The organism is Edwardsiella piscicida (assembly GCF_021733145.1).
Classification (GTDB): domain Bacteria; phylum Pseudomonadota; class Gammaproteobacteria; order Enterobacterales; family Enterobacteriaceae; genus Edwardsiella; species Edwardsiella piscicida.
On the sequence record NZ_CP090968.1, the window covers coordinates 2,339,285 to 2,360,617 of the forward strand.

Here is a 21,333-nt window from a genome sequence, read left to right on the forward strand (position 1 = left end):
ATGCGGCGCCCGCTGACGTTCCCGCTCGCCCTGCTGTGCCTCTATGCCCTGTCACCCACCGCCGGCCTAGCGCGCAGCGAGTTCGACGCCGACTTTTTAACCCTGCACCGCGGGGGCGGCGATGTCGATCTCGCCTACTTTAGCCGCGACGGCGCCGCCGCCCCCGGCACCTATGGACTGGCGCTCTACGTCAACGGCGATTACCAGACGCGCGAGCGCGTCGAGCTCATCGTGAACCCGGCCGATAACGCCAACCTGCTGCCCCTGCTCGACGCCGCGCATCTGCAGCAGCTGGGCATCGACGCCGAGCGGCTGGCCCAGCTGCCCGCGCCGGCCAACCCAACGCTGGCCGATCCGGCGCAGCGTGCGGCGACCCTGCTCAGTCGCCTGCCCGATGCCGACGTGCGCCTGGATTTCAACCGGGAGCGTCTGGAGATCACCCTGCCGCAGAAGTACCTGCTGAAAGAGGGCGACTTCAAGACCCCGCCGCCCCTGTGGGATCACGGCGTGCCCGCTCTGCTGGTCAACTACAGCTATAGCGGTCAGCGTCTGGAGTCGGGCGGCGAGGGCACCTATTACAACGCCCTCGCCCTCAGCAGCAGCCTCAACTACGGCGCCTGGCGCCTGCGCAACGAGTCCCTGTGGCTGGGCGGCGGCAACGGCAGCCCACGAGGCTTTCAGTCCAACAATACCTATGTCGAGCGCATCTACACCGCCCTTAACGGCGGCCTGTTCACCGCCGGCCAGACCCATCTGGCCAGCGACTTCGCCGTCAACTTCCCCTTCACCGGGGTGCGTCTGGCCTCCGACGACGACATGCTCAAAAGCGTCTACCGTCAGTACGCCCCGCTGATCCGCGGCGTCGCCACCGGCCAGTCGCGGGTCACCCTGCGTCAGGCCGGGCAAATCATCTACCAACGCAGCGTGCCCGCCGGCGAGTTCGAGTTCGATGACGTCAGCAACATCAGCAGCGGCGATATCGAGGTGGAGATCGAGGGCGCCGACGGCACGGTGCGTCGCTATACCCAGGCCAGCGCGGCCCTGCCGCTGATGCAGCGCGAGGGGCGCTACAGCTACCGTCTGAGCGCCGGCAAATACCGCGGTCTGGAGAGCGCCACCCGCGTTGAGCCGTGGTTTCTCTACGCCGATCTGGCGCGCGGCGTCGGCAACCAGACCACCCTGTACGGCAATCTGCTCTATGCCAGCCACTACGTCTCGCTGCTGCTGGGCGCCAGCCGCGATTTTGCCGCCCTGGGGGCGCTGGCGCTGGACATTACCCACGCCAGCGCCGAACTCCGCCGCGACGGTGCGGCCGATCCGCGTCACGGTCAGGCCTTCCGGGTGCTCTACACCAACGCCTTCGCCGCCACCGGCACTACGGTTAACCTTACCGGCTACCGCTACAGCACCCGCGACTACTACGACTTCAACGAGGCGGTCGACCGCCTCAACCAACGGGAACACGCCCTGCACCTGCGCACCAACCTGCAGGTCAGCCTCCAGCAGTCCCTGCAGGCGTGGGGGCAGCTGTCGCTGAGCCTCAGCCGCAACCGTTACTGGAACCGCACTACTCCCGGGGTCACCCTGACGTCGGGCTATATTTACACCTTTCCCGCCGCCGCGATCTCCCTGACCTACAACCACACCCGGGCGCGCGACAGCGGGCAGCGCGACGATCTGCTGTTCGCCAACCTCTCGGTGCCCCTCGACCGGCTGTTCGGCCCCTATATCAGCAGCGTGCGCAGCGACGTGCGCGCCCTCAACGGGCGGGTCACCAGCGCGCTGGGGCTGAGCGGCGGTCTACCCGGCGGCGCGCTGAGCTACGGACTGAGCAAGGATCTCCAGCGCGGCGATCAGCTAGACGTGAACACCAGCTACACCGGCCGCTACGCCGAGGCCAACGCCGCCTATGCGCGCGACGGTCGGCGCGACAACCTGACCTATGGCCTGCGCGGCGCCGTCGCCGTGCACCCCTACGGGGTGACCGCCAGCCGCCCGCTCTCCCATACCCAGGGCAATGCGCTGGTCGTCACCGACGGGGCCGGCGGGGTGCCGATCAGCGGCAGCAGCGCAGTGCAGACCGATTACTTTGGCCGCGGGATCGTCACCAACCTGAGCAGCTACGGCCCCAACGCCCTGGATATCGACGTGGCGCGCCTGGCGGACGACGTCGAGGCCGACGAGGGCACCCACCGCCGGGTGATCCCCACCCGCGGCGCCCTGGTGGTCAGTCGATTTCACGTCAATCGGGGTCAGCGGGTGCTGTTTACGCTGCAGCGCCGGGGCAAGGCGCTGCCCCTGGGCAGCAGCGTGACCCTGACGCCGGGCGCGGGGCCAGTGCGCCGCAGCTTTGTCGGCGAGGCGGGGCAGATCTACTTCAGCGGTCTGCCCGCGCGCGGCGAGCTGACGGTGCAGGCCACTCTCGACGGCGCCCGCGTCAGCTGCGACGCCCGCTACGCGCTGCCCGCGGCGGCGCAGACGATCCACCTGGTGACGCTGGAGTGTGAATAAACCATGGCCAACCGACGCTATCCCGCCGCCCTGCTGCTGTTACTCCCCGCGCTGACGGCGGCCCAGACCGATACCCGGGTCGACTTTGGCCACCTGTCCAACGGCGGCGCCGTGGCGGTGGGCGAGACGCTGGCGCGCCAGCGGCTGCGGCTGACCCTGCCCTGCACCGGCCCCTGTGACCCGGACGGCATCAGCCTGCTGCCGCGCGGCGAGGTGCTGAGCCAAGACGCGCCGCGGCGACGCTACCGCCTGGGCAGCCCGATCGCGGGGCTGGCGATCGATATTGCGCTGGAGACGGCGCCGCTGGGCGCCGACGCCCTGCAGCTGGAGGCGGAGATCGCCCTGATCAAGCGCGGCGGCCGCACCGAGGGGGGCGAGATCTCGCTGCACACGCCGCTGGTCAGCCTGATGGAAACGCGCGATGGCCGGCGACAGAAGGCCGGGGATATCTACGTCAGCGGGACGCTGGAGCTGGCCGCCTGCGAAGTGGTGAGTAACGCGCTCACCTTTCATCTGCCGTCGCTGCCATACGTCGCGCTGAGGAGCAGTCCGCTGGCACGCCCCGTCGAGGAGGGCAAAAGCCAGCGCACGCTGCTGCTGCGCTGCGACGGCGGGGTCAGCACCGAGCTGACGATGACCTTCAGCGCCCTCAATGCCGCGACGCCGCCGTGGCTGCTGCCGGCGCAGGAGGATGCGGCGGTGGGATTTATGGTCAAGGAGGGGCTCAGCGACAGCTGGGTGCAGTGGAACAGCGAGCGCTACAGCCTGGCGTTGACGGTGCCGGAGAGCGGCACGCTGGAGGTGCCGTTTACCGCGTACTACGTCCGGCTGGGCGAGCGCCCGCACAGCGGCAGCGTCAGCGCCAAGGGGCAGTACACGGTGGTCTATCGGTAAACGCGTCTGCACCCGCTTTTTCTTTGGCAGCCCGACGGCGGCATGGTACAACTGGGGCTTTCCCATGGATTTTGCCGACCAAGGAGTGCCCCATGTTAGATCTGCGCAGCGATACCGTTACCCGCCCGAGCGAGGCCATGCGTCTGGCCATGTCACGCGCCGAGGTCGGCGATGATGTCTACGGCGACGATCCCAGCATCAACCGCCTGGAGCAGGAGGCCGCAGCGCTGAGCGGCAAAGCGGCGGCGCTGTTTCTCCCCAGCGGAACCCAGGCCAACCTGGTGGCACTGCTGAGCCACTGTCAGCGCGGCGAGGAGTATATCGTCGGCCAAAAGGCGCATAACTACCTGTATGAGGCCGGCGGCGCGGCGGTGCTCGGCAGTATCCAGCCCCAGCCCATCGACGCCTTGCCCGACGGCACCCTGCCGCTGGCGCGGGTTGCCGACGTGATCAAGCCGGACGACATTCACTTTGCCCGCAGCCGCCTGCTCAGCCTGGAGAATACCCATAACGGCAAGGTGCTACCGCTCGACTATCTGGCGCAGGCCTGGGCATTTAGCCGCGAAAAGGGGCTGAGCCTGCATATCGACGGCGCCCGTATCATGAACGCCGCGGTGGCCCTTGAGGTGCCGCTGACGACCCTGACCCAATACTGCGATACCCTCACCCTCTGCCTCTCCAAGGGGCTGGGGGCGCCGGTCGGCTCGCTGCTGTGCGCCGACGCCGACTTTATTCAGCGCGCGCGCCGCTGGCGTAAAATGACCGGTGGCGCCATGCGTCAGGCCGGTATTCTGGCCGAGGCAGGGCGTTACGCGCTGCGTCATAACGTCGAGCGTCTGCGCGACGATCACGCTAACGCCGCCTGGCTGGCCGACGCGCTCTCCTCCCTGGGAGTCCGGGTGCTGGCGCCGGGTGCCCAGACAAATATGCTATTTTTACAGTTGGAGGCCGATGAGGCCGCCGCGCTGGGCCCCTGGATGCGCCAGCGCGGGATCCTGATCAGCGCGGGCACAACCACGCGGCTGGTGACCCATCTGGACGTCACCCGCGCCGACCTGCAGCGGCTGGTCGAACTGTGGCAAACCTTCCGCCAGACCTACCGTCCGGCGAACGGTGCGCCGCACGCCCACGCCACCTACGGCTAACCTCTCAGCGCGGAGATCTCACCATGGGCGAACAGCGTATTCTGGTCTTGGGTGCCAGCGGCTATATCGGGCAGCATCTGATTCCACAGCTATGTGCCCGTGGACACCGGGTGCGCGCCGCCGCCCGCCGCATTGGCTGGCTACAGGCGCGCGGTTGGCCCGGCGTCAGCTGCCAGTATGTCGATCTGTACCAGCCGCAGACGCTGCCGGCGGCGCTGGACGATATCGACGTGGTCTACTATCTGGTGCATGCCATGGGCGACGGTGACGACTTCGTCCGCGCCGAGCTGCAGGCCGCGCAAAACATTAGCCGGGCGCTGAGCGTTTCCCGGGTACGTCAGGTTATCTTTCTGGGCGCGCTGCAGCCGCGGGAGGCGCAGCCCTCGTCGCGTCACCTTGCCGCCCGACGCGAAACCGGGGAGATTCTGCGCACCAGCGGCGTCCCCGTTACCGAGGTCCGCGCCGGGCTCATCATCGGCCCAGGCTCCGCGGCTTTTGAGGTGATGCGCGACATGGTCTATAACCTGGCCATTCTGACGCCGCCGCTCTGGGTGCGCTCCAAAAGTTCGCCCATCGCGCTGGAGAATCTGCTGACCTATCTCAGCGCGCTGGCGGAGCTGCCTGACGACGAGAACCGGACGTTCGACGTCGCCGGGCCGGAGTACATGAGCTATCAGACCATGTTTGAACGCTTTATCCGCGTCAGCGGCAAGCGGCGCTGGATGATCCCCCTGCCGATCCCGACCCGCCTGATCTCGGTCTACTTCCTACACCTGATCACCTCGGTTCCTACCAGCACCGCCCGCGCGCTGATCGAAGGGCTGAAGCACGATCTGCCCGCCGACGATGCGGCCATCGCCCGCCTGATCCCACAGACGCTGATCGGCTTTGATCGCGCGCTGAGCGAGACCCTTGCCCGTGAGCGCGAGGTGATCGACTCCGCCGACTGGGGCTACGATCCGCAGGCCCGCGCCCGCTGGCGACCGGGCTACGGCTTCTACCCGAAGCAGGCAGGGTGCCAAATCGACACCACCGCCTCGCGCCGCGCGCTGTGGCAGGTGATACAGCAGATCGGCGGCGACAACGGCTACTTCTTTGCCAATCTGCTGTGGCAGATCCGCGCCCGTCTTGACGATCTCACCGGTAACCGGGTCGTCTATAGCCGCCCGGCGCGCCCAACCTTGCAGATAGGCGATCTTATCGACGGTTGGAAAGTGATCGCTCTGCAGCCCGAGCATCAGCTGACCCTGCTGTTTGGAATGAAGGCGCCGGGGCTGGGGCGCCTTAGCTTTACCCTGGGCGAACACAACGGTCTGCGCACGCTGGACGTGCGCGCCTGGTGGCATCCCGCCGGTTTTTCCGGCCTGCTGTATTGGTTTACCATGATGCCGGCTCACCTGTTTATCTTTCGCGGCATGGCGCAGCGCATCGCCGAACTGGCCGAGGCCTGGGACGAGGCGCATCCGCCGCAGGCCGGGAGCGCATCCGGCAAACCGCCGTCCCCGGCGTCCTAACCCCCGGCGCGCCGGGGTAAATCCGACGGCGCCGGGCTGTTCACCGCAGGGGCAACCAGCGCCGATATTACAATTCTGCTAAGTAATCCGATTGCATGTCGCGCCGATTCACGGAAAAATGGCACCCTTATTGCGCAGCCGGAGCGATCGGCGCTCCCGCAGCAGTCAGATGGCCACGTACAAGCGGCCGCAACGAACGGCCCGATGGGTGGCCCACGGTGGATAGGCAAGTATGAAAGTTTTGGTGACCGGTGCAACCAGCGGTCTCGGGCGTAATGCCGTTGAATATTTACGTCAGCGGGGGATCAGCGTCCGCGCAGCGGGGGATAATCTGGCCATGGGGCAGGTGCTGCAAAAAATGGGAGCGGATTTTATCCACGCCGATCTGGGTAATCTGGTTTCGGCGCAGGCGAAAGCGATGCTGAACGACGTCGATACTCTGTGGCACTGCTCTGGATTTACCTCGCCATGGGGATCCCAGGCGCTGTTTGAAACCGCCAACGTACGGGCCACCCGCCGCCTGGGCGAATGGGCCGCCGCCTATGGCGTGGGTCAGTTTATCCATATCTCCTCCCCCGCCGTCTACTTTGACTATCGCCACCACCACGACATTAAAGAAGAGTTTACGCCGACGCGCTACGCCAACTACTATGCGCGCAGCAAGGCCGCGGGCGAGGAGGTGATCCGTACGCTGGCCCTGGCCAACCCGCAGACCCACTTTACCATTCTACGTCCGCAGGGGCTGTTTGGTCCCCACGATAAGGTGCTGCTGCCCCGTCTGATGGGCACGATGAAAAAGCATGGCTACCTACTGCTGCCGCACGGCGGCTCCACCCTGCTGGATATGACCTACGAAGAGAACGCGGTGCACGCCATGTGGCTGGCCAGTCAGCGCCCGGACACCGCCTCGGGACGGGTATATAACATCACCAACCACCAGCCGCAGACGCTGCGCCTGATGCTGCAGCAGCTGATCGATGAGCTGGGGATCGCCTGCCGTCTGCGCACGATCCCCTATCCGCTGCTGGATATCATCGCCCGCGGAATGGAAAAGCTGAGCACGCGCAGCGCCAAAGAGCCGGCGCTGACCCACTACGGCGCGGCCAAGCTGAACTTTGATATGACGCTGGACACCGCCCGGGCGCAGAGTGAGCTCGGCTATCAGCCTATCGTGACGCTGGAGGACGGGATCGTGCGCACCGCCCGCTGGCTGCGTGACCATGGCCGCCTGCAGCACCGCTGAGCAGCTTAATCGACGGCGCCGTACTGCGCGATCAGCGCATCGACGATAGCGGTGGTTTCGGCGTCCGGCTCTCCGCGGAAATCCGTCGGGCGGAAGTGCATCTGAAACGCCGCAATGACCCGCCGGGAGGCCGCGTCATTAATTCCGCTGGGCTCAATCTGATATCCCCACTGCGCCAGCCGCCGCTGTAGATAAGCGACGTCCGGCGGACGCTGCCGATAGCGCTGCAGAGAGTCCCTGACCCGCGCCGCCTCCGGCCAGGCGCCGATACCCTGCTGCGCCAGCATCTGCCAGGGGAACAGCGGTCCGGGATCCACCTTGCGCTGCGGCGCAATATCCATATGCCCGACCACATTCTGCGGCGCAATGGCGTAACGCCGGACAATATCCTGCGCTAGCGCGCGAACGGCGGTGATCTGCTGCGGAGTGAAGGGATACCAGACAATTCCGTGCGACGTACGCCGGTAGCCTGGGTTTTCAATTTCAATGCCGATCGAATTATCGTTGAGATGGGTCTGCCCGCGCCAATAGCTGACCCCGGCATGCCAGGCGCTGCGCGACTCTGGCACCAGCTGCCACACCACCGGCCGGCCGCCCCGCTGCGGCGGCGCGGCCGGGACCAGATAGTGCGCGCTGACCCGTTTCCCCGTCAGCACCCGCAGGGACGACGGAAAATCCTCCGCGGTATAGTGCAGCACCAGATAGCGTATCCGGGGCTCGGCGCGCAGCGCGCGCTGGCTATCATCCACCCAATAGCCGCCGCGATCGCGCAGCGTAGGTGACTGCTGGCAGCCGACCAGCAGTAAGAGTGCCAATAGGGTGGCCGTTTTTCCCCTCATCGCGTCGCCTCTCCGGGTTGTCTTCTCCAGCGCAGATATTACCCGCCGTGGTTGACGACGTCAGCTTCGCTGTCCATATTCCGCTATCCGCACAGGTGCATATCGGCCCATTTCACCGCCTGGATCCGGTTCTTCACCGCTATTTTCTTAAATATATTATAGATATGTGTTCTGACCGTATTTTCGCTGATATACAAAATACGCGAGATATCCAGATTGCTGGCCCCCTGTTGCATCGCCTTTAGCACCTCCAGCTCGCGCAGGGTTAATCGCGTCAGGCGCGGCACGGGGATCGCCTCGCCCGGCTCGTCCTCCTGCGCGGCCACCAGCAGGGTGCGCAGCCGACGGATCAGCGCCTGCTGATGCGTCTTGGCCGGAAAGGCGGCGATGATATTCCCATGCTGATGCCACGCCAGCCCCTCATCATGCGTATTCACGTTGATCAAAATAATTCGCCGACCAACGCGCTGGTTAAATATAGCCTCAAGCCAAGACGAACGCTGCGCCGGATCACCGTCGAGCAGCATTGCATCAAATATAATCAAGGCACAGTCGTCCAATAAATAAGTTGAATTCCTGGGCGCGTCACACAGATAAATGGGTACGCTAAGATAATTATTAAGCACATCGACTAAAAGCATCGACTGTAGCGTGGGTTGGGTAATTAATGACAGCCCGTTTTTTTCCTTAAATACGTCATGGCTTATCGCCATCATGAAATCCTCTTCATGGAAACGCAGACACTAATTTTTAACGATAAGGCGAAGCGCTGACTAATAACTAATTGAGATATCACCCCACGATATAATCAGAGAAAAGTAATAAACGATGCCTCGACGTCCATAGACGCCCCACGCAGCCGGCATAAACCGCCGACTATTACTGGTATTACAATATATTACCTATGTATACCGCGACGATAGCCGCAGGCACAAAGGTATGAACTGAATAGGCTGCCTAAGCATATTCGGTAATTATTCAGCTGTCAAAACATCCTATCTGAATGATGGTGCAATAAAAGCTATTGACTCCGCTAGGGAGCTAATCAGTGTCATGCTTATTATTTTTTCTTTAAATTAGATAGCAACAGCAGCAAATTAAAATACTCTTTTTTGCCGAGATAAATACGAACTTCATATTAGTTACAAACTAAAAGAGTCAGACAAAAATAAAGTGCTAGAAAAAAGCAATAGCCTGTCAATCGTGATTTTATTTTTTAAAGGTGAGATTTTTCCGTTCTGTGATGCATCCCATCACGCGGCGGAATGATGTCCATCCAAAAACAAGGAGTTGTCATGAATAACGGTATTATTTCCATAGCGATGTTAAGCGGCCTTTTTATTTCATCAGCAGTATTTGCCGCCTCCAGCCCCTCGGGTCAGCTGCGGATTCAGGGCGAAATCGTGGGCGCCTCCTGCACGATGCAAAACTCAGATCAGCTGCTCCAGCTGCCGCTGGTCGGCGCCGATCAGTTTATTGACGTCAATCCGGGTGAGATTTATACCGGCGCCTCCGCGCAGGCCGATATCAACATCGTCTGCAGCGGCTATGAGGGGGATACCCTGACGCTCAGCTTCGCCAATAGCAACATGACAGACAAAGGCGTGATCACCCCGACCAACGGCGCCGAAACCGGCGTCGGCTTTCAGCTGAAGGTCAATGATACGCTGATCAATGGCTATAACACCCAACACACGCTAACCGGTACGGACGGCAGCTATGTCCTGCCCATCACCGCCTACTACCACAAAGTCGGCGGCATGGTGAAAAAAGGCCCGGTGAGCTCCGCCGTCACCTACACCATCACCCACGATTAACCTTAACCTCCGGGACTCCGCAGGGAGTCCCTATTCCCTTTGGTGACCCTATGAAGAAAGCTCTGCTCGCCCTGCTGTGCGCCATCGCCGCCTGGCCAGCCTGCGCCACCATCGTGATTTACGGCACGCGGATTGTCTACCCGGCCCAGCGCCAGGAGATCACCGTTCAGCTGGCCAACCGCGGTGATAAAAGCGCCCTGATCCAATCCTGGATCGATGAGGGAGACCCCAACGTCCCCCCCGAAGAAGTTAAGGCCCCCTTCCTGCTGACGCCGCCAATCGCCACCGTCACGGCCGGTAACGGCCAGCAGCTGCGGATTCGGGCCCTGCCCAACGCCCTGCCGCAGGATCGGGAGTCGCTGTTTTACCTCAACGTGATCGATATTCCGCCGGATAACCCGGCGCGCAGCGGCAACCTGCTCAAGCTGGCGATGCAAAACCGCATCAAGCTGTTCTACCGTCCCCAGGGGATCACCGCGCTTGACGAAAAAGCCATCGCTCAGCTCTCCGCCCGCCGCGATGCGCAGGGGGTGACGCTGGATAACCGTTCGCCTAACCACATCACGATTACCGCGCTCGGCGCCGGTGAACGGGCGCCGCTGCTAAAGACAACCCTGATGCTGGCCCCCTTTTCCCAACGGCACATCGCCAGCGCCGGCCTGCCGGGCGGGGTCTCCACGCTGACCCTCTCTTATCTGAATGACTATGGCGTAAAGCGTCAGCAGGCCATTCCCCTTAACTAACTTGCACGAGTGAGGCACGGATGCTCAGGTTAAACGCCATTACCCTCTCCCTGGCCCTACTGTTTCCCGCGGCCTACGCCGTGGCCAGCGCGACAGATACCTTCGATACCCACTTTCTTAAGGGCACGGCGAAAGACCACCAGCTGAGTCAGATGACGCTGGACCCCAATGCGCCCTACCCCGGCGACTATCCGTTGGACATCATGGTCAACGGCGAATGGCGCGGCGTGTATACACTGACCGTCAGCCAACGGCCCGACAACACCTGTCTGAGCGAGTCGCAGCTGCGCGGGCTGGGTATTAAGCTCCCCGCGTCGCCGAGGGATACGCGCTGTATTCCGCTGCGCCAGGCGCTGCACGGCGGCAGCTACCGCTTTAACACCGGCCTCCTGCAGCTGGATCTGACCGTGCCACAGGCCTTCGTGATCGGCAGAGAAAAGGGCTATATCGCCCCAGAAAGCTGGGATCGCGGCATCAACGCCTTCTTCACCAGCTATAACGCCAGCTACTACTATAGCGACTACCGCGGCAGCGGCCACAGCAGCAATACCTATCTCAACCTTAACAGCGGTCTGAACCTGTTCGGTTGGCAGCTGCGCGCCGCCACCAGCTATAATCAGCGCGATACCCAGCGCGGTGACTGGAGCAGCAACAGCGCCTATCTGCAGCGCAGCTTTGCCCCGATCAACGGGGTGCTGCGCGTCGGCGACATGTACAGCGCCTCCGATCTGTTTACCGGCGTGCGCTTTCACGGCGTCCGTCTGTATAGCGATCTGCGCATGCTGCCCAGCTCCAAGCAGAACTTCACCCCGCTGGTGCGCGGCGTAGCCCAGAGCAACGCGCTGGTCACCGTCGAGCAAAACGATATCATCGTCTATCGCAAAGAGGTGCCGGCGGGGCCGTTCTCTATCGAAGATCTGCAGCTGGTCGGCGGCGGCGGCGATCTCAACGTCAGCGTGCAGGAGGCGGACGGACGCATCAATCGCTTTATTGTTCCCTACTCCTCCCTGCCTAACATGCTGCAGCCGGGGGTTGGCAAGTACGATCTGGCGGTGGGGAAAACCTACCTCAATGACATCAACGATCAGCGCGGCTTTTTTCAGGGCAGCTACCAACACGGTCTCAACAGCCTGCTGACCCTCTACGGCGGCGCCCAGGCCAGCCAGGATTACTATGCGCTACTGCTGGGCAACGGCCTTAACACGGCCATCGGCGCCTTCTCGCTGGATATCACCCACTCCGCCAGCCGCCTGACGGATCGCGGCGAACAGCGCGGGCAAAGTTACCAGATAGCCTACAACAAATACCTGACCGCCACGGCGACCCAGTTTTCTCTGGCCGCCTACCGCTACTCGTCACGCCACTACCGCACCCTGAGCGATCATCTCTATCTTAATGACAACCGCGGCAGCCCGACCCGCGACTGGGACTATTACCGCTACGATCCGGGCCGTAAGAATAACTATGCCATCAACCTGAGCCAGACGCTGCCGCAGGGCTGGGGCTCCGTGTTCTTCTCCGGCACCTGGCGCGACTACTGGGGCGACGGCGCCCGTCGCCAGGATTATCAGGTGAGCTACAGCAACAGCTGGCAGCAGCTCAGCTATACCCTGGCCGCCAGCCAGACCTACGATCAGGGGCTGAACAGCGACCGCCGTTTCTATCTCTACTTCACCCTGCCGCTGAGCGTTGGCGAACCGCGACGCACCCTGTATCTCTCGAACGCCACCACCTTCGATCGCGATGGCTACCAGTCCAACAACGCCTCTCTGAGCGGCTACGCCGGCGAGTGGCAGCAGTTTAACTACAGCGTCAGCCTCAATAACCAACGTCAGGATCGCCTCACCGCGCTGGGCACCAACCTCAGCTATCGGGCCCGCTCGGCGACCCTGAGCGCCAGCTACAGCCAGTCGCAGGATTACCGTCAGACCAGCGCCGGCATCAGCGGCGGCGTGCTGGCCTATCGCGGCGGCGTGCTGTTCAGCAACGCCCTGACGGACACCATGGCGATCGTCGATGCCCCGGGGCTGCGCGACGCCAGCGTCAATGGCTATGGCTACCACGCGACCAACGGCGCCGGCCAGGCGCTCTACGCCGCCCTGACCCCCTACCGCGAAAACAGCCTGCGTCTGACGCCGTCGCCGCAGGACGATACGGTGGAGCTGCAGGGGAACATGCAGAAGCGGGTGCCCTATGAAGGCGCCGTCGTGTTGGCGCGCTTCGAGACCGATACGCGCCAACGCTTCTACTTTAAGGCGCGCCGCGCCGACGGTGCGCCGCTCGGCTTCGGCTATCCGGTCAACGGCCTCGACGGGGAGGCCCTGGGGCTGGTCGGTCAGGGCGGCATGATCTCCCTGCGCAGCGACACGCTGCCGGCGCAGGTGACGGTACCGCTGGATCCGCAGGCGGGCACCCGCTGCACCCTTACCCTCTCAGCCGCCACGCTGAGCAGTCAAACCCACCTTTGCCGCTGAGTCTGATGAGGTTACATCATGAAATATCGCCGTTATCTTTTTACCGCCCTGCTGCTGCTCAGCGGCCCGGTGCTCTCCTGGTGCAAGCTAGCGAGTCCGGGCTCGGAGAGCCAGCTGGGGCAGGTACGGATGAGTAATCAGGATATGTCTTCCAGCGGGCAGCAGGTGTCTGTCCCGCTGCCGCTGTTCAGCAAGCAAACCGTATGTGACGACTACAGTGAGGAGCAAAACGAAGTGCATCTCGGCACGCCCTACGAACGGGGCGTCGTGGTCAAGTTCTATGACAACGTCTTTATCGAGATCCGCGTCCAGACGCCGCCCAAGGCAACCATCAAGCTACCAAAGGGCAGCTATACGGCGGCGCAGTTTCTCGATCAGATCACCGTCACCGCCAGGCAGGTCGCCCCCGCCCAGACCGATCGGGTCGCCCCAAAAGGGCAGTATCTGCTGGAGTCCGCGATGGTGATCAGCGCCGGCAGCGGTTCATCCGGCTCTCTGCTGGAGTTTCTCCGGCGTCTCCTCGCGTTTCTCTTCACCGGGAAATGGCCCGCATCGGAAAACGATCTGTACCTAGTGAATCTGAATCTGACGCTGGACTACCGCGCGACCACCTGCCAGTTTACGGACACCCTGCTCACGCTGCCGCCCGTCTCCATCAGCGACCTGACGCAGAGCGGCGCGATCGCCAGCGCGATCGCCGACCACACCCTGATCGCCCAATGCGACCAACTGAGCGGGGCGCAGACCAACCGCACCCTGCAGGTGACCCTGAGCAGCGACACGCTGCTGCCGGAGAATCCCCGCGTCGTGCGGCCGCACTCGGGGCCGGGCGGCGTCGGGTTTATTCTGTACGACGAACAGCAGCAGCCCATCACGCTGAGCGGCTCAGCGGCTCAGCCCAGCGTCATCCGGCTGATCCCCCAGTGGACGACGCTGCCTGAGCAGGGATTCAGCATCCCCATCCGCGCCGGTTACTACCTCTACGACCGTCGCCAGGTGCAGCCCGGTCAGCTAGAGGCCAACGTCACCATCAACATCGACTACGACTAATACGACGGTCGGGCGGCCCCTGGCCGCCCGCGCCGCCTTAGCACACCCTTTCGCCCCGCGCCAGCCGACGAACCCTAACCCGATATCGTTCTCTTTCTGAGCGGTTAGGGTGCATATTCTTAAATTTTAACCCACCAATATTGCATAGTTATTCTGATGAAGTTACTCTTTGCCTTATCAATGGCTATTCAGATTAAGCGCATGAGTATTCAAATCGACGGCATTAACTGCTACTACGGCGCACACCAGGCGCTGTTTGATATTACCCTGGCGTGCCCGGCCGGCGAGACGCTGGTTCTGCTTGGGCCGAGCGGCGCGGGAAAAAGCTCCCTGCTGCGGGTGTTAAACCTGCTGGAGATGCCGCGCTCCGGCGCCCTGAGCATCGCCGGCCACCAGTTTGACTTTCGCCAGCCGCCGGGTGAGAACGCTATCCGCGATCTGCGCCGCAACGTCGGCATGGTGTTCCAGCAGTACAACCTGTGGCCACACCTGACGGTGATGCAAAATCTGATCGAGGCCCCCTGCCGGGTGCTGGGACTGTCGAAAGAGGCAGCGCGGGCGCGGGCCGAAAAACTGCTGCAGCGCCTGCGTCTGAGCGAGTTCGTGGCGCGCTACCCACTGCACCTCTCCGGTGGTCAACAGCAGCGCGTCGCCATTGCCCGCGCGCTGATGATGGAGCCGCAGGTGCTGCTGTTCGACGAGCCGACCGCCGCGCTGGATCCGGAGATCACCGCGCAGATCGTCAGCATTATTCACGAGCTGGCCGAAACCGGGATCACCCAGGTGATCGTGACCCACGAAGTGGAGGTCGCGCGCAAAACCGCCAGCCGCGTTGTCTATATGGAGCAGGGTCGCATTATTGAACAGGGCGATGCCAGCCACTTTAGTGATCCGCAGACCAGTGCGTTTGCCGGATATCTGTCCCACTGATGGCCCGCGAGGCCAAGCGTAACCCGTTGGAGTCTGCGATGAAAAAAATCATAATTGCTGCGATGTTAGCCGGTATCAGCGTCTCTGCCACCGCGGCGCAAACCATCCGTTTTGCCGCCGAAGCCTCGTATCCGCCGTTCGAATTTATGGATGCGCAGAATAAAATGCAGGGCTTTGACGTCGATCTGGCCAACGCCATCTGCCAGCAGATGAAGGCCACCTGTACCTTCAGCAACCAGTCCTTCGACAGCCTGATCCCCAGTCTGAAGTTCAAGCGCGTTGATGCGGTGATCTCCGGCATGGACATCACGCCGGAGCGGCAGAAGCAGGTCGACTTCTCCCAGCCCTACTATGACAACTCCGCGCTGTTCATCGCCGAAAAAGGCAAGGTGGCCGACGTGGCCGCGCTGAAGGGCAAGCGCGTCGGGATCCAGAACGGCACCACCCATCAAAAATACCTGATGGACAAACACCCCGAGCTGACGCCGGTACCCTATGACAGCTACCAGAACGCCATCCTCGACCTGAAGAATGGCCGTATCGATGCGGTGTTCGGCGACACGGCGGTGGTCAATGAGTGGATGAAGCAAAACCCCAATCTGGCGCCGGTCGGAACGAAGGTCACCGATGCCGACTACTTCGGCACCGGCCTGGGGATCGCCGTTCGCAAGGGCAACGGCCCGCTGCTGGAGCAGTTCAACGCGGCGCTGAACCAGCTCAAGCAGGATGGCCAGTACCAGGCTATCTATAACAAGTGGTTTCAGAAGTAACCACCGGAAGCGCTAGTAGTGCCTATCTCCGTAGGCGTTATGGTTAGGATCATCCAGGCGGCGCGGGCCGCCTGATGGGATAGGCGTCAGGCAATGATTGAATTGACCCCCTTATTACATGCCGCCGGCATCACTGTCGGTCTGGCCCTCTGCTCCCTGCTGCTCGGCCTGGTGCTCGCCATGCTGTTCGCCGTCTGGGAATCTGTCCGCTGTCGTCCGCTGGCGCTGCTGGGCACCGCCTGGGTTACCCTGCTGCGCGGACTGCCGGAGATCTTGGTGGTGCTGTTTATCTACTTCGGCTCGTCTCAGATGCTGCTGTGGATCTCCGACGGCATCGACCTGAATCTGGGCTTTACCACGCTGCGGCTGCAGCTGAATATCGAGAACTTCGAAGTCAGCCCGTTCCTGTGCGGCGTGCTGGCGCTGGCGCTGCTCTACGCCGCCTATGGTTCTCAGACCCTGCGCGGTGCGCTGAAGGCCGTACCGCAGGGGCAGCGCGAGGCCGGAATGGCGCTGGGGCTGAGTAAAACCCATATTTTCTTCCGCCTGGTGATGCCGCAGATGTGGCGTCACGCCCTGCCGGGGCTGGGCAACCAGTGGCTGGTGCTGCTCAAGGATACCGCGCTGGTTTCACTGATCAGCGTTAACGATCTGATGCTGCAGACCAAGAGCATCGCTACCCGTACCCAGGAGCCCTTTACCTGGTACTGCGTCGCGGCGGCGATCTACCTGGTGATCACCCTGTTCAGCCAATACATTCTCAAGCGTATTGAGCTGCGTACCACCCGCTTTGAACGGAGTGCCGCATAATGTTGAGCTATATTCCGGATCTGCTGCAGGGGCTGCATACCAGCCTGTCTCTCACCGTGGTCTCCCTGCTGGTCGCCCTGGCGCTGGCGCTGTGCTTTACCGTGATCCTGACCCTGCGACCGCTGATCCTGACGCCGCTGGTGCAGGGCTACATCACCCTGTTTACCGGTACGCCGCTGCTGGTGCAGATTTTCCTGATCTACTACGGCCCCGGGCAGTTTGCCTGGATCCGCGACACCCCCTGGCTGTGGAGCGCCCTATCGCAGCCCTGGCTGTGCGCCATGCTGGCGCTGGCGCTCAACAGCGCCGCCTACAGCACCCAGCTGTTTTACGGCGCGATGCGCGCCATTCCCAACGGCCAGTGGCAATCCTGCGCGGCGCTGGGCATGTCTAAGGCTCAAACCCTGCGGATCCTGCTGCCCTATGCCTTTAAGCGCGCGCTATCCTCTTACTCCAACGAGGTGGTGCTGATCTTTAAAAGCACGTCGCTGGCCTACACCATCACCCTGATGGAGGTGATGGGCTATGCCCAGCAGCTGTATGGACGCACCTACGACGTGATGGTCTTCGGCGCCGCCGGCCTGGTCTATCTGTGCGTCAACGGTCTATTGACGCTGATGATGCGCATGATTGAGCGCAGAGCGCTGGCGTTTGAGCAGCGCAGCTAAACTGTTCAACACATTGAAAGGTCGGTTATTACCGACCTTTTTTTACATCCAACAAAAAACACAGAAAAATATATTTATACATATCTATTGCATAACAATTCACTCAATGGCACATTCAACTCCAGCCCCTCGCCTACGCCGTCGCGCCGATCGTTCCCGGCGCGAGCCCCAGGCAGAGGGGAATCGACAGACGCCCTCTATTCCTCGGGATTAGCCTTGTACAGGAGTTAAGCATGAAGAAGTTACTGGCCTGCGCCATCGTTGCCGCCCTCAGTTTCAGCGCCCAGGCGGCAGAGAATATCCGCTTCGCCTCATCGGCCACCTACCCGCCGTTCGAATCTCTGGATGCCAGCAACAACATCGTCGGCTTCGATATCGATCTGGCCAAGGCGCTGTGCCAGGAAATGAAGGCGAACTGCACCTTCAACAACCAGGCCTTTGACAGCCTGATCACGGCGCTGAAGTTCAAGCGCTACGATGCCGTCATCTCCGGCATGGACATCACCCCGGAGCGGCAGAAGCAGGTGGCGTTCACCCAGCCTTACTACGCCAACTCGGCGATCATCATCGCGCAGAAGGACAAATATCACACGATAGCCGATATGAAGGGGCTGCGGGTTGGCATGGAGAACGGGACGACCCACCAGAAGTACCTGCAGGATAAGCATCCGGAGATCAAGCCGGTGGCCTATGATAGCTACCAGAATGCGATTCTGGATCTGAAAAACGGGCGTATTGACGGCGTCTTCGGCGATACCGCGGTGGTCAATGAGTGGCTGAAAAACAATCCGCAGCTGGAGGCGGTCGGCGAGCATGTCACCGATCCGCAGTACTTCGGCATCGGGCTGGGTATCGCGGTGCGTCCGGACAACCAGGCGCTGCTAGATCAGCTGAATCAGGCGCTGGCCGCCATCAAGGCGAATGGCACCTATCAGAAGATCAGCGACACATGGTTCCCGGCCTCCTGAACGCATCCGATTGGCGCTCCGGGCGCGATTTGTTAGCATGTCGACTCCGCCCGTCGGCGCCACGCTTCAGGATACGCTATGGACTACGACCACTATGACTCCCCCCTCGGCCCGCTGCTGATGGCCGCCGATGGCGACGGCCTAAGCCAGCTATGGCTACCCAATGAGGTGATCGCGCGGGTGATCCCCGTCGACTGGCGCCGATGCGGCGCGCATCCCCTGCTGCGGCGCACCCGCGCCCTGCTCGATGCCTACTTCGCCAAAGAGCGTCCCTGCTGGCAAGATCTGCCGCTGACGCCGCAGGGCACCGTTTTTCAGCGACAGGTATGGCAGCAGCTGTGCGAGGTTCCCTATGGCCAGTGCAGCCACTATGGCGAACTCGCCCAGCGGCTGGACAATCCGCGCGCCGTGCGGGCGGTCGGCGGCGCCGTCGGGCGTAATCCGATCGCCATTCTGATCCCCTGTCATCGCATTCTTGGCAAGGGCGGCAATCTGACCGGCTACAGCGGTGGACTGGCCATCAAGCGGGCCCTGCTGGAGCTGGAGGGGATCCCCTACCGTCCCTGACGCCGGCCCGCTGCCGATGCGACGGCGGGACTACGCAGACGCGCGCACCAGCAGCGTCAGGACCTCATAGTGCGCGGTATGGGGAAACATGTCGAACAGGCGAACCTTTTCGAGCCGGTAGTCGGCCAGACGCTCAATATCCTGCACCATGCTCTGGGCATTGCAGCTGGAGTACAGAATATAGGGCGGCGCCATGCGGCTCAGATAGTCGCACAGCGCCGCGCCGATGCCGCGCCGCGGCGGGTTCACCAGCACCAGCTGCGGCGCCGCGCTGCGCGCGTCGGCAAAGGCGCTGGAGTCCAGCGCGGCGAAGTTGACCTGCGTGAGCCCCAGCTGGGCCGCAGAACGGCGAGCGCAGGCGATGGCCTCGGCGCTGATCTCAATACCGGTCAGCGTCATCTCCGGGGTCGCACAGTGCAGACCAAACCCCCCGACGCCGCAAAACAGATCCCACATCTCCGTCACCCCCAGCGCCTGCACCCAGTCGCGCGCCTGTGCGTACAGCGCCTGAGCCACCGCGGGATTAGTCTGAAAGAAGCTCTGCGGGCGGATATAGAGCGGTACGCCGTTAAACGACTCGCTCAGCGCCTGCTGCGACGTCAGAAAAATCTCCCGTTCGCCCTCCAGAATGGCCATGTGCACCGGCTGGATATTGACGCTGATCACCGTCAGCGCCGGCAGCTGCGCCTGTAGCCACGGCAGCGCCTGACGCAGCTGCGCCAGCTTGGTCTCCGAGCGCAGCACAAAGCGCAGCATCATCTCGCCGCTGAAGCGGCTTTCGGTAAGCAGTAGGTACTTAAGCTCCCCGCGCCGACGCGCTACGCTGTAGGGCGTCAGGCCGGCGCGGGGAATAAAGGCTTTCAGCGCGGCGAAGACGGCGGCAAAGCTGTCCGGATACAGCGGGCAGTCGCACAGATCCACCCCGCTGCCGTCGCGCTGCAGCATGCCCAGCAGAGGACGCTCGACGCTGCCGCTGACCACCATTTTCGCCTTGTTGCGCATCGCCTGCTCGGCGCTGGGCTGGGGGGGCAGCCACTGCGCAACGGGATGCCCGCTCAGCAGCGCGGCCAAGTGTCGCTGTTTATCCTCCAGCTGACGGGAATAGGGAATAGAGAGCCACTGGCAGGAATGACAGCGGCCCGCCTGATACTGGGCACAGTGCATCACAACTCACTTGATGGAAATAAAAATGGAAACGGTCGGGGCGGAGGATTGTATCACAGCCGTCGCCGGAAGTAGCGACGGCTTGCCAAGGGGATAAACAGCAGCGCTAGGATCAGCAGATCGGGCAGCTTTTGCCCCAGCAGCGCGCGCACGATCTGGCCGCTGTTGTCGCCGTCCACGCTGAAAAGCTCGGGGTGAAAACCGCCGAGGGAGGAGCACAGCATATAGCCGGTCACCAGCAGCTGGCAGCCGAGATAGATCCCGCGGCCGCGGGCGCTACCGCGCATCACCGCTGCGCCGCAGCCCAGTTCGGTCAGCCACAGCCCCAGTCCGGCCAGCAGCAGTGCGCCGCTCTCCCAGGTCTGCCAGGCGCCGCTGACAAAATCGGCGAACCCCGCGGCCCCCAGCGTCACCAACAGCAGCACGGCGCCCGCCAGGCGAATGCCGATAATCGCCATCCCGGCGACCAGAACCGGTACCGGAGCAAAACCACTTCCATCGCTGCGCGGCAGCGCGTGAATCCTCTGCAGCATATCATCCAGCCCTGAGAAATACCGGGCTTTCTACTATAGGGACTCCACACGGATGACACAAGTCAACCATGCCGATTCGGATGCGATGTCAATATGTTAGGCAATGAATGTCAGTGGATAACCGGCCCGCTGGCGCCGCTCTCGGCGCTAAACTCACCCTCTTCGCCCTCTTCGCCTTCTCCCAGGAACAGCATGCCGTTGGCCCGCGCCTCCATCATCACCATCGAGATCTGCTCTTCGCCCTGCTGCATAAAGGCGGCAAACTGCTCTTGGGATACACCGACGCTGGCATTCAGCGACATACAGGCAATAAACTTGGGTAAGTTGTCATCCTGGATATCGACAAAGGCCTTGACGCCCAGCGTACTGGCATTAATCTGGCTAAGGTCGCCAACCAGCGCGATCAGCGCCGTAGGACGCGCCTCCGCCAGCGCGGTGAACAGGATGGTGTTATCGATCAGGTCGACCTTCGCGTCGAATACCCCGTCAAAATTCTGCATGTGCGGTAAATGCAGCGCCTGGCAGGAGTCACACTCAAAGAACGTGATGCCCAGTTGATCCAGCCAGTGCCGCAGCACATCCAGATCGGGGACGATTAGTGGATCCATAGCGCTCTACCTTACAAAGATAAATCAGGTAATAATAAACAGTCAGAAAGGGGGCATAGCTTACGGAACTTTATTCACTTTAGCC

General features: G+C 62.4%; 20 protein-coding genes. 15 read left to right on the forward strand and 5 right to left on the reverse strand.

Annotated elements, in window-relative coordinates; genetic code table 11:
* The 5 genes from L1P05_RS10610 to L1P05_RS10630 all read left to right on the forward strand — a co-directional run bounded on the left by L1P05_RS10610 (position 1) and on the right by L1P05_RS10630 (position 7,307).
* Positions 1-2,511, forward strand: coding sequence for a fimbria/pilus outer membrane usher protein (locus tag L1P05_RS10610; protein WP_012849049.1), 2,511 nt, complete (start codon positions 1-3; stop codon positions 2,509-2,511).
* 3 nt (positions 2,512-2,514) lie between these two features.
* Complete coding sequence (locus L1P05_RS10615; protein WP_012849050.1) at positions 2,515-3,405, forward strand: fimbrial protein; 891 nt, start codon at positions 2,515-2,517, stop codon at positions 3,403-3,405.
* Between the two features lie 92 nt (positions 3,406-3,497).
* Positions 3,498-4,550, forward strand: a complete 1,053-nt coding sequence (ltaE, locus tag L1P05_RS10620) for a low-specificity L-threonine aldolase (RefSeq protein ID WP_012849051.1) — start codon at positions 3,498-3,500, stop codon at positions 4,548-4,550.
* Between the two features lie 23 nt (positions 4,551-4,573).
* The gene (locus L1P05_RS10625) at positions 4,574-6,064 is read left to right on the forward strand and encodes a DUF2867 domain-containing protein (protein WP_012849052.1); all 1,491 of its coding nucleotides are present in this window, start codon (positions 4,574-4,576) and stop codon (positions 6,062-6,064) included.
* 232 nt (positions 6,065-6,296) lie between these two features.
* Positions 6,297-7,307: an NAD-dependent epimerase/dehydratase family protein gene (locus L1P05_RS10630; protein ID WP_012849053.1), complete on the forward strand. Its 1,011-nt coding sequence runs from the start codon at positions 6,297-6,299 to the stop codon at positions 7,305-7,307.
* A gap of 5 nt (positions 7,308-7,312) precedes the next feature.
* On the opposite strand, the gene L1P05_RS10635 is transcribed toward L1P05_RS10630, so the two are convergent.
* Both L1P05_RS10635 and L1P05_RS10640 read right to left on the reverse strand, forming a co-directional pair.
* Positions 7,313-8,146: an N-acetylmuramoyl-L-alanine amidase gene (locus tag L1P05_RS10635; protein ID WP_012849054.1), complete on the reverse strand. Its 834-nt coding sequence runs from the start codon at positions 8,144-8,146 to the stop codon at positions 7,313-7,315.
* An 83-nt stretch (positions 8,147-8,229) separates the two neighbouring features.
* Positions 8,230-8,862: a LuxR C-terminal-related transcriptional regulator gene (locus tag L1P05_RS10640; protein ID WP_012849055.1), complete on the reverse strand. Its 633-nt coding sequence runs from the start codon at positions 8,860-8,862 to the stop codon at positions 8,230-8,232.
* Between the two features lie 579 nt (positions 8,863-9,441).
* Between L1P05_RS10640 and L1P05_RS10645 the strand changes: the two genes are divergently transcribed.
* From L1P05_RS10645 to L1P05_RS10690, 10 genes are all read left to right on the forward strand, one after another.
* Positions 9,442-9,963: a fimbrial protein gene (locus L1P05_RS10645; RefSeq protein ID WP_012849056.1), complete on the forward strand. Its 522-nt coding sequence runs from the start codon at positions 9,442-9,444 to the stop codon at positions 9,961-9,963.
* Positions 9,964-10,013: 50 nt separating this feature from the next.
* Complete coding sequence (locus tag L1P05_RS10650; protein WP_012849057.1) at positions 10,014-10,706, forward strand: fimbria/pilus periplasmic chaperone; 693 nt, start codon at positions 10,014-10,016, stop codon at positions 10,704-10,706.
* 20 nt (positions 10,707-10,726) lie between these two features.
* A complete protein-coding gene (locus tag L1P05_RS10655; RefSeq protein ID WP_012849058.1) occupies positions 10,727-13,180 on the forward strand; it encodes a fimbrial biogenesis outer membrane usher protein in 2,454 nt (817 codons plus the stop codon).
* A gap of 18 nt (positions 13,181-13,198) precedes the next feature.
* Entirely contained in the window at positions 13,199-14,230 is a 1,032-nt protein-coding gene (locus tag L1P05_RS10660; RefSeq protein ID WP_012849059.1) for a fimbrial protein, read from the forward strand.
* Between the two features lie 201 nt (positions 14,231-14,431).
* Complete coding sequence (artP, locus tag L1P05_RS10665) at positions 14,432-15,160, forward strand: arginine ABC transporter ATP-binding protein ArtP (protein WP_015461841.1); 729 nt, start codon at positions 14,432-14,434, stop codon at positions 15,158-15,160.
* 38 nt (positions 15,161-15,198) lie between these two features.
* Positions 15,199-15,930 (forward strand): arginine ABC transporter substrate-binding protein, encoded by a 732-nt coding sequence (gene artJ / locus L1P05_RS10670; protein ID WP_015461842.1) that lies wholly within the window; start codon positions 15,199-15,201, stop codon positions 15,928-15,930.
* Positions 15,931-16,023: 93 nt separating this feature from the next.
* On the forward strand, positions 16,024-16,740 hold the full coding sequence (artQ, locus tag L1P05_RS10675) for an arginine ABC transporter permease ArtQ (protein ID WP_012849062.1): 717 nt from the start codon (positions 16,024-16,026) through the stop codon (positions 16,738-16,740).
* Complete coding sequence (gene artM / locus L1P05_RS10680) at positions 16,740-17,408, forward strand: arginine ABC transporter permease ArtM (protein ID WP_012849063.1); 669 nt, start codon at positions 16,740-16,742, stop codon at positions 17,406-17,408. The genes artQ and artM overlap by 1 nt, the downstream gene beginning before the upstream one ends.
* A gap of 233 nt (positions 17,409-17,641) precedes the next feature.
* Complete coding sequence (locus L1P05_RS10685; protein WP_012849064.1) at positions 17,642-18,376, forward strand: arginine ABC transporter substrate-binding protein; 735 nt, start codon at positions 17,642-17,644, stop codon at positions 18,374-18,376.
* Positions 18,377-18,454: 78 nt separating this feature from the next.
* Entirely contained in the window at positions 18,455-18,943 is a 489-nt protein-coding gene (locus L1P05_RS10690) for a methylated-DNA--[protein]-cysteine S-methyltransferase (protein WP_012849065.1), read from the forward strand.
* 30 nt (positions 18,944-18,973) lie between these two features.
* Here L1P05_RS10690 and rlmC read toward each other — a convergent pair whose 3' ends face one another.
* From rlmC to L1P05_RS10705, 3 genes are all read right to left on the reverse strand, one after another.
* Positions 18,974-20,107 (reverse strand): 23S rRNA (uracil(747)-C(5))-methyltransferase RlmC, encoded by a 1,134-nt coding sequence (gene rlmC / locus L1P05_RS10695; RefSeq protein ID WP_012849066.1) that lies wholly within the window; start codon positions 20,105-20,107, stop codon positions 18,974-18,976.
* A gap of 53 nt (positions 20,108-20,160) precedes the next feature.
* Complete coding sequence (locus L1P05_RS10700) at positions 20,161-20,640, reverse strand: YbjO family protein (RefSeq protein WP_012849067.1); 480 nt, start codon at positions 20,638-20,640, stop codon at positions 20,161-20,163.
* Between the two features lie 110 nt (positions 20,641-20,750).
* Positions 20,751-21,248, reverse strand: a complete 498-nt coding sequence (locus L1P05_RS10705; protein ID WP_012849068.1) for a type III secretion system chaperone family protein — start codon at positions 21,246-21,248, stop codon at positions 20,751-20,753.
* Positions 21,249-21,333: the final 85 nt, after the last annotated feature.

Coding starts and splice junctions, on each gene's coding strand:
- L1P05_RS10685 (WP_012849064.1), top strand. CDS start 17,642: ATGAAGAAGTTACTGGCCTGCGCCATCGTTGCCGCCCTCAGTTTCAGC.
- artJ (WP_015461842.1), top strand. CDS start 15,199: ATGAAAAAAATCATAATTGCTGCGATGTTAGCCGGTATCAGCGTCTCT.
- L1P05_RS10660 (WP_012849059.1), top strand. CDS start 13,199: ATGAAATATCGCCGTTATCTTTTTACCGCCCTGCTGCTGCTCAGCGGC.
- L1P05_RS10655 (WP_012849058.1), top strand. CDS start 10,727: ATGCTCAGGTTAAACGCCATTACCCTCTCCCTGGCCCTACTGTTTCCC.
- L1P05_RS10610 (WP_012849049.1), top strand. CDS start 1: ATGCGGCGCCCGCTGACGTTCCCGCTCGCCCTGCTGTGCCTCTATGCC.
- L1P05_RS10630 (WP_012849053.1), top strand. CDS start 6,297: ATGAAAGTTTTGGTGACCGGTGCAACCAGCGGTCTCGGGCGTAATGCC.
- artQ (WP_012849062.1), top strand. CDS start 16,024: ATGATTGAATTGACCCCCTTATTACATGCCGCCGGCATCACTGTCGGT.
- L1P05_RS10635 (WP_012849054.1), bottom strand. CDS start 8,146: ATGAGGGGAAAAACGGCCACCCTATTGGCACTCTTACTGCTGGTCGGC.
- ltaE (WP_012849051.1), top strand. CDS start 3,498: ATGTTAGATCTGCGCAGCGATACCGTTACCCGCCCGAGCGAGGCCATG.
- L1P05_RS10625 (WP_012849052.1), top strand. CDS start 4,574: ATGGGCGAACAGCGTATTCTGGTCTTGGGTGCCAGCGGCTATATCGGG.
- rlmC (WP_012849066.1), bottom strand. CDS start 20,107: ATGCACTGTGCCCAGTATCAGGCGGGCCGCTGTCATTCCTGCCAGTGG.
- L1P05_RS10700 (WP_012849067.1), bottom strand. CDS start 20,640: ATGCTGCAGAGGATTCACGCGCTGCCGCGCAGCGATGGAAGTGGTTTT.
- L1P05_RS10645 (WP_012849056.1), top strand. CDS start 9,442: ATGAATAACGGTATTATTTCCATAGCGATGTTAAGCGGCCTTTTTATT.
- L1P05_RS10615 (WP_012849050.1), top strand. CDS start 2,515: ATGGCCAACCGACGCTATCCCGCCGCCCTGCTGCTGTTACTCCCCGCG.
- artM (WP_012849063.1), top strand. CDS start 16,740: ATGTTGAGCTATATTCCGGATCTGCTGCAGGGGCTGCATACCAGCCTG.
- L1P05_RS10690 (WP_012849065.1), top strand. CDS start 18,455: ATGGACTACGACCACTATGACTCCCCCCTCGGCCCGCTGCTGATGGCC.
- L1P05_RS10640 (WP_012849055.1), bottom strand. CDS start 8,862: ATGATGGCGATAAGCCATGACGTATTTAAGGAAAAAAACGGGCTGTCA.
- artP (WP_015461841.1), top strand. CDS start 14,432: ATGAGTATTCAAATCGACGGCATTAACTGCTACTACGGCGCACACCAG.
- L1P05_RS10705 (WP_012849068.1), bottom strand. CDS start 21,248: ATGGATCCACTAATCGTCCCCGATCTGGATGTGCTGCGGCACTGGCTG.
- L1P05_RS10650 (WP_012849057.1), top strand. CDS start 10,014: ATGAAGAAAGCTCTGCTCGCCCTGCTGTGCGCCATCGCCGCCTGGCCA.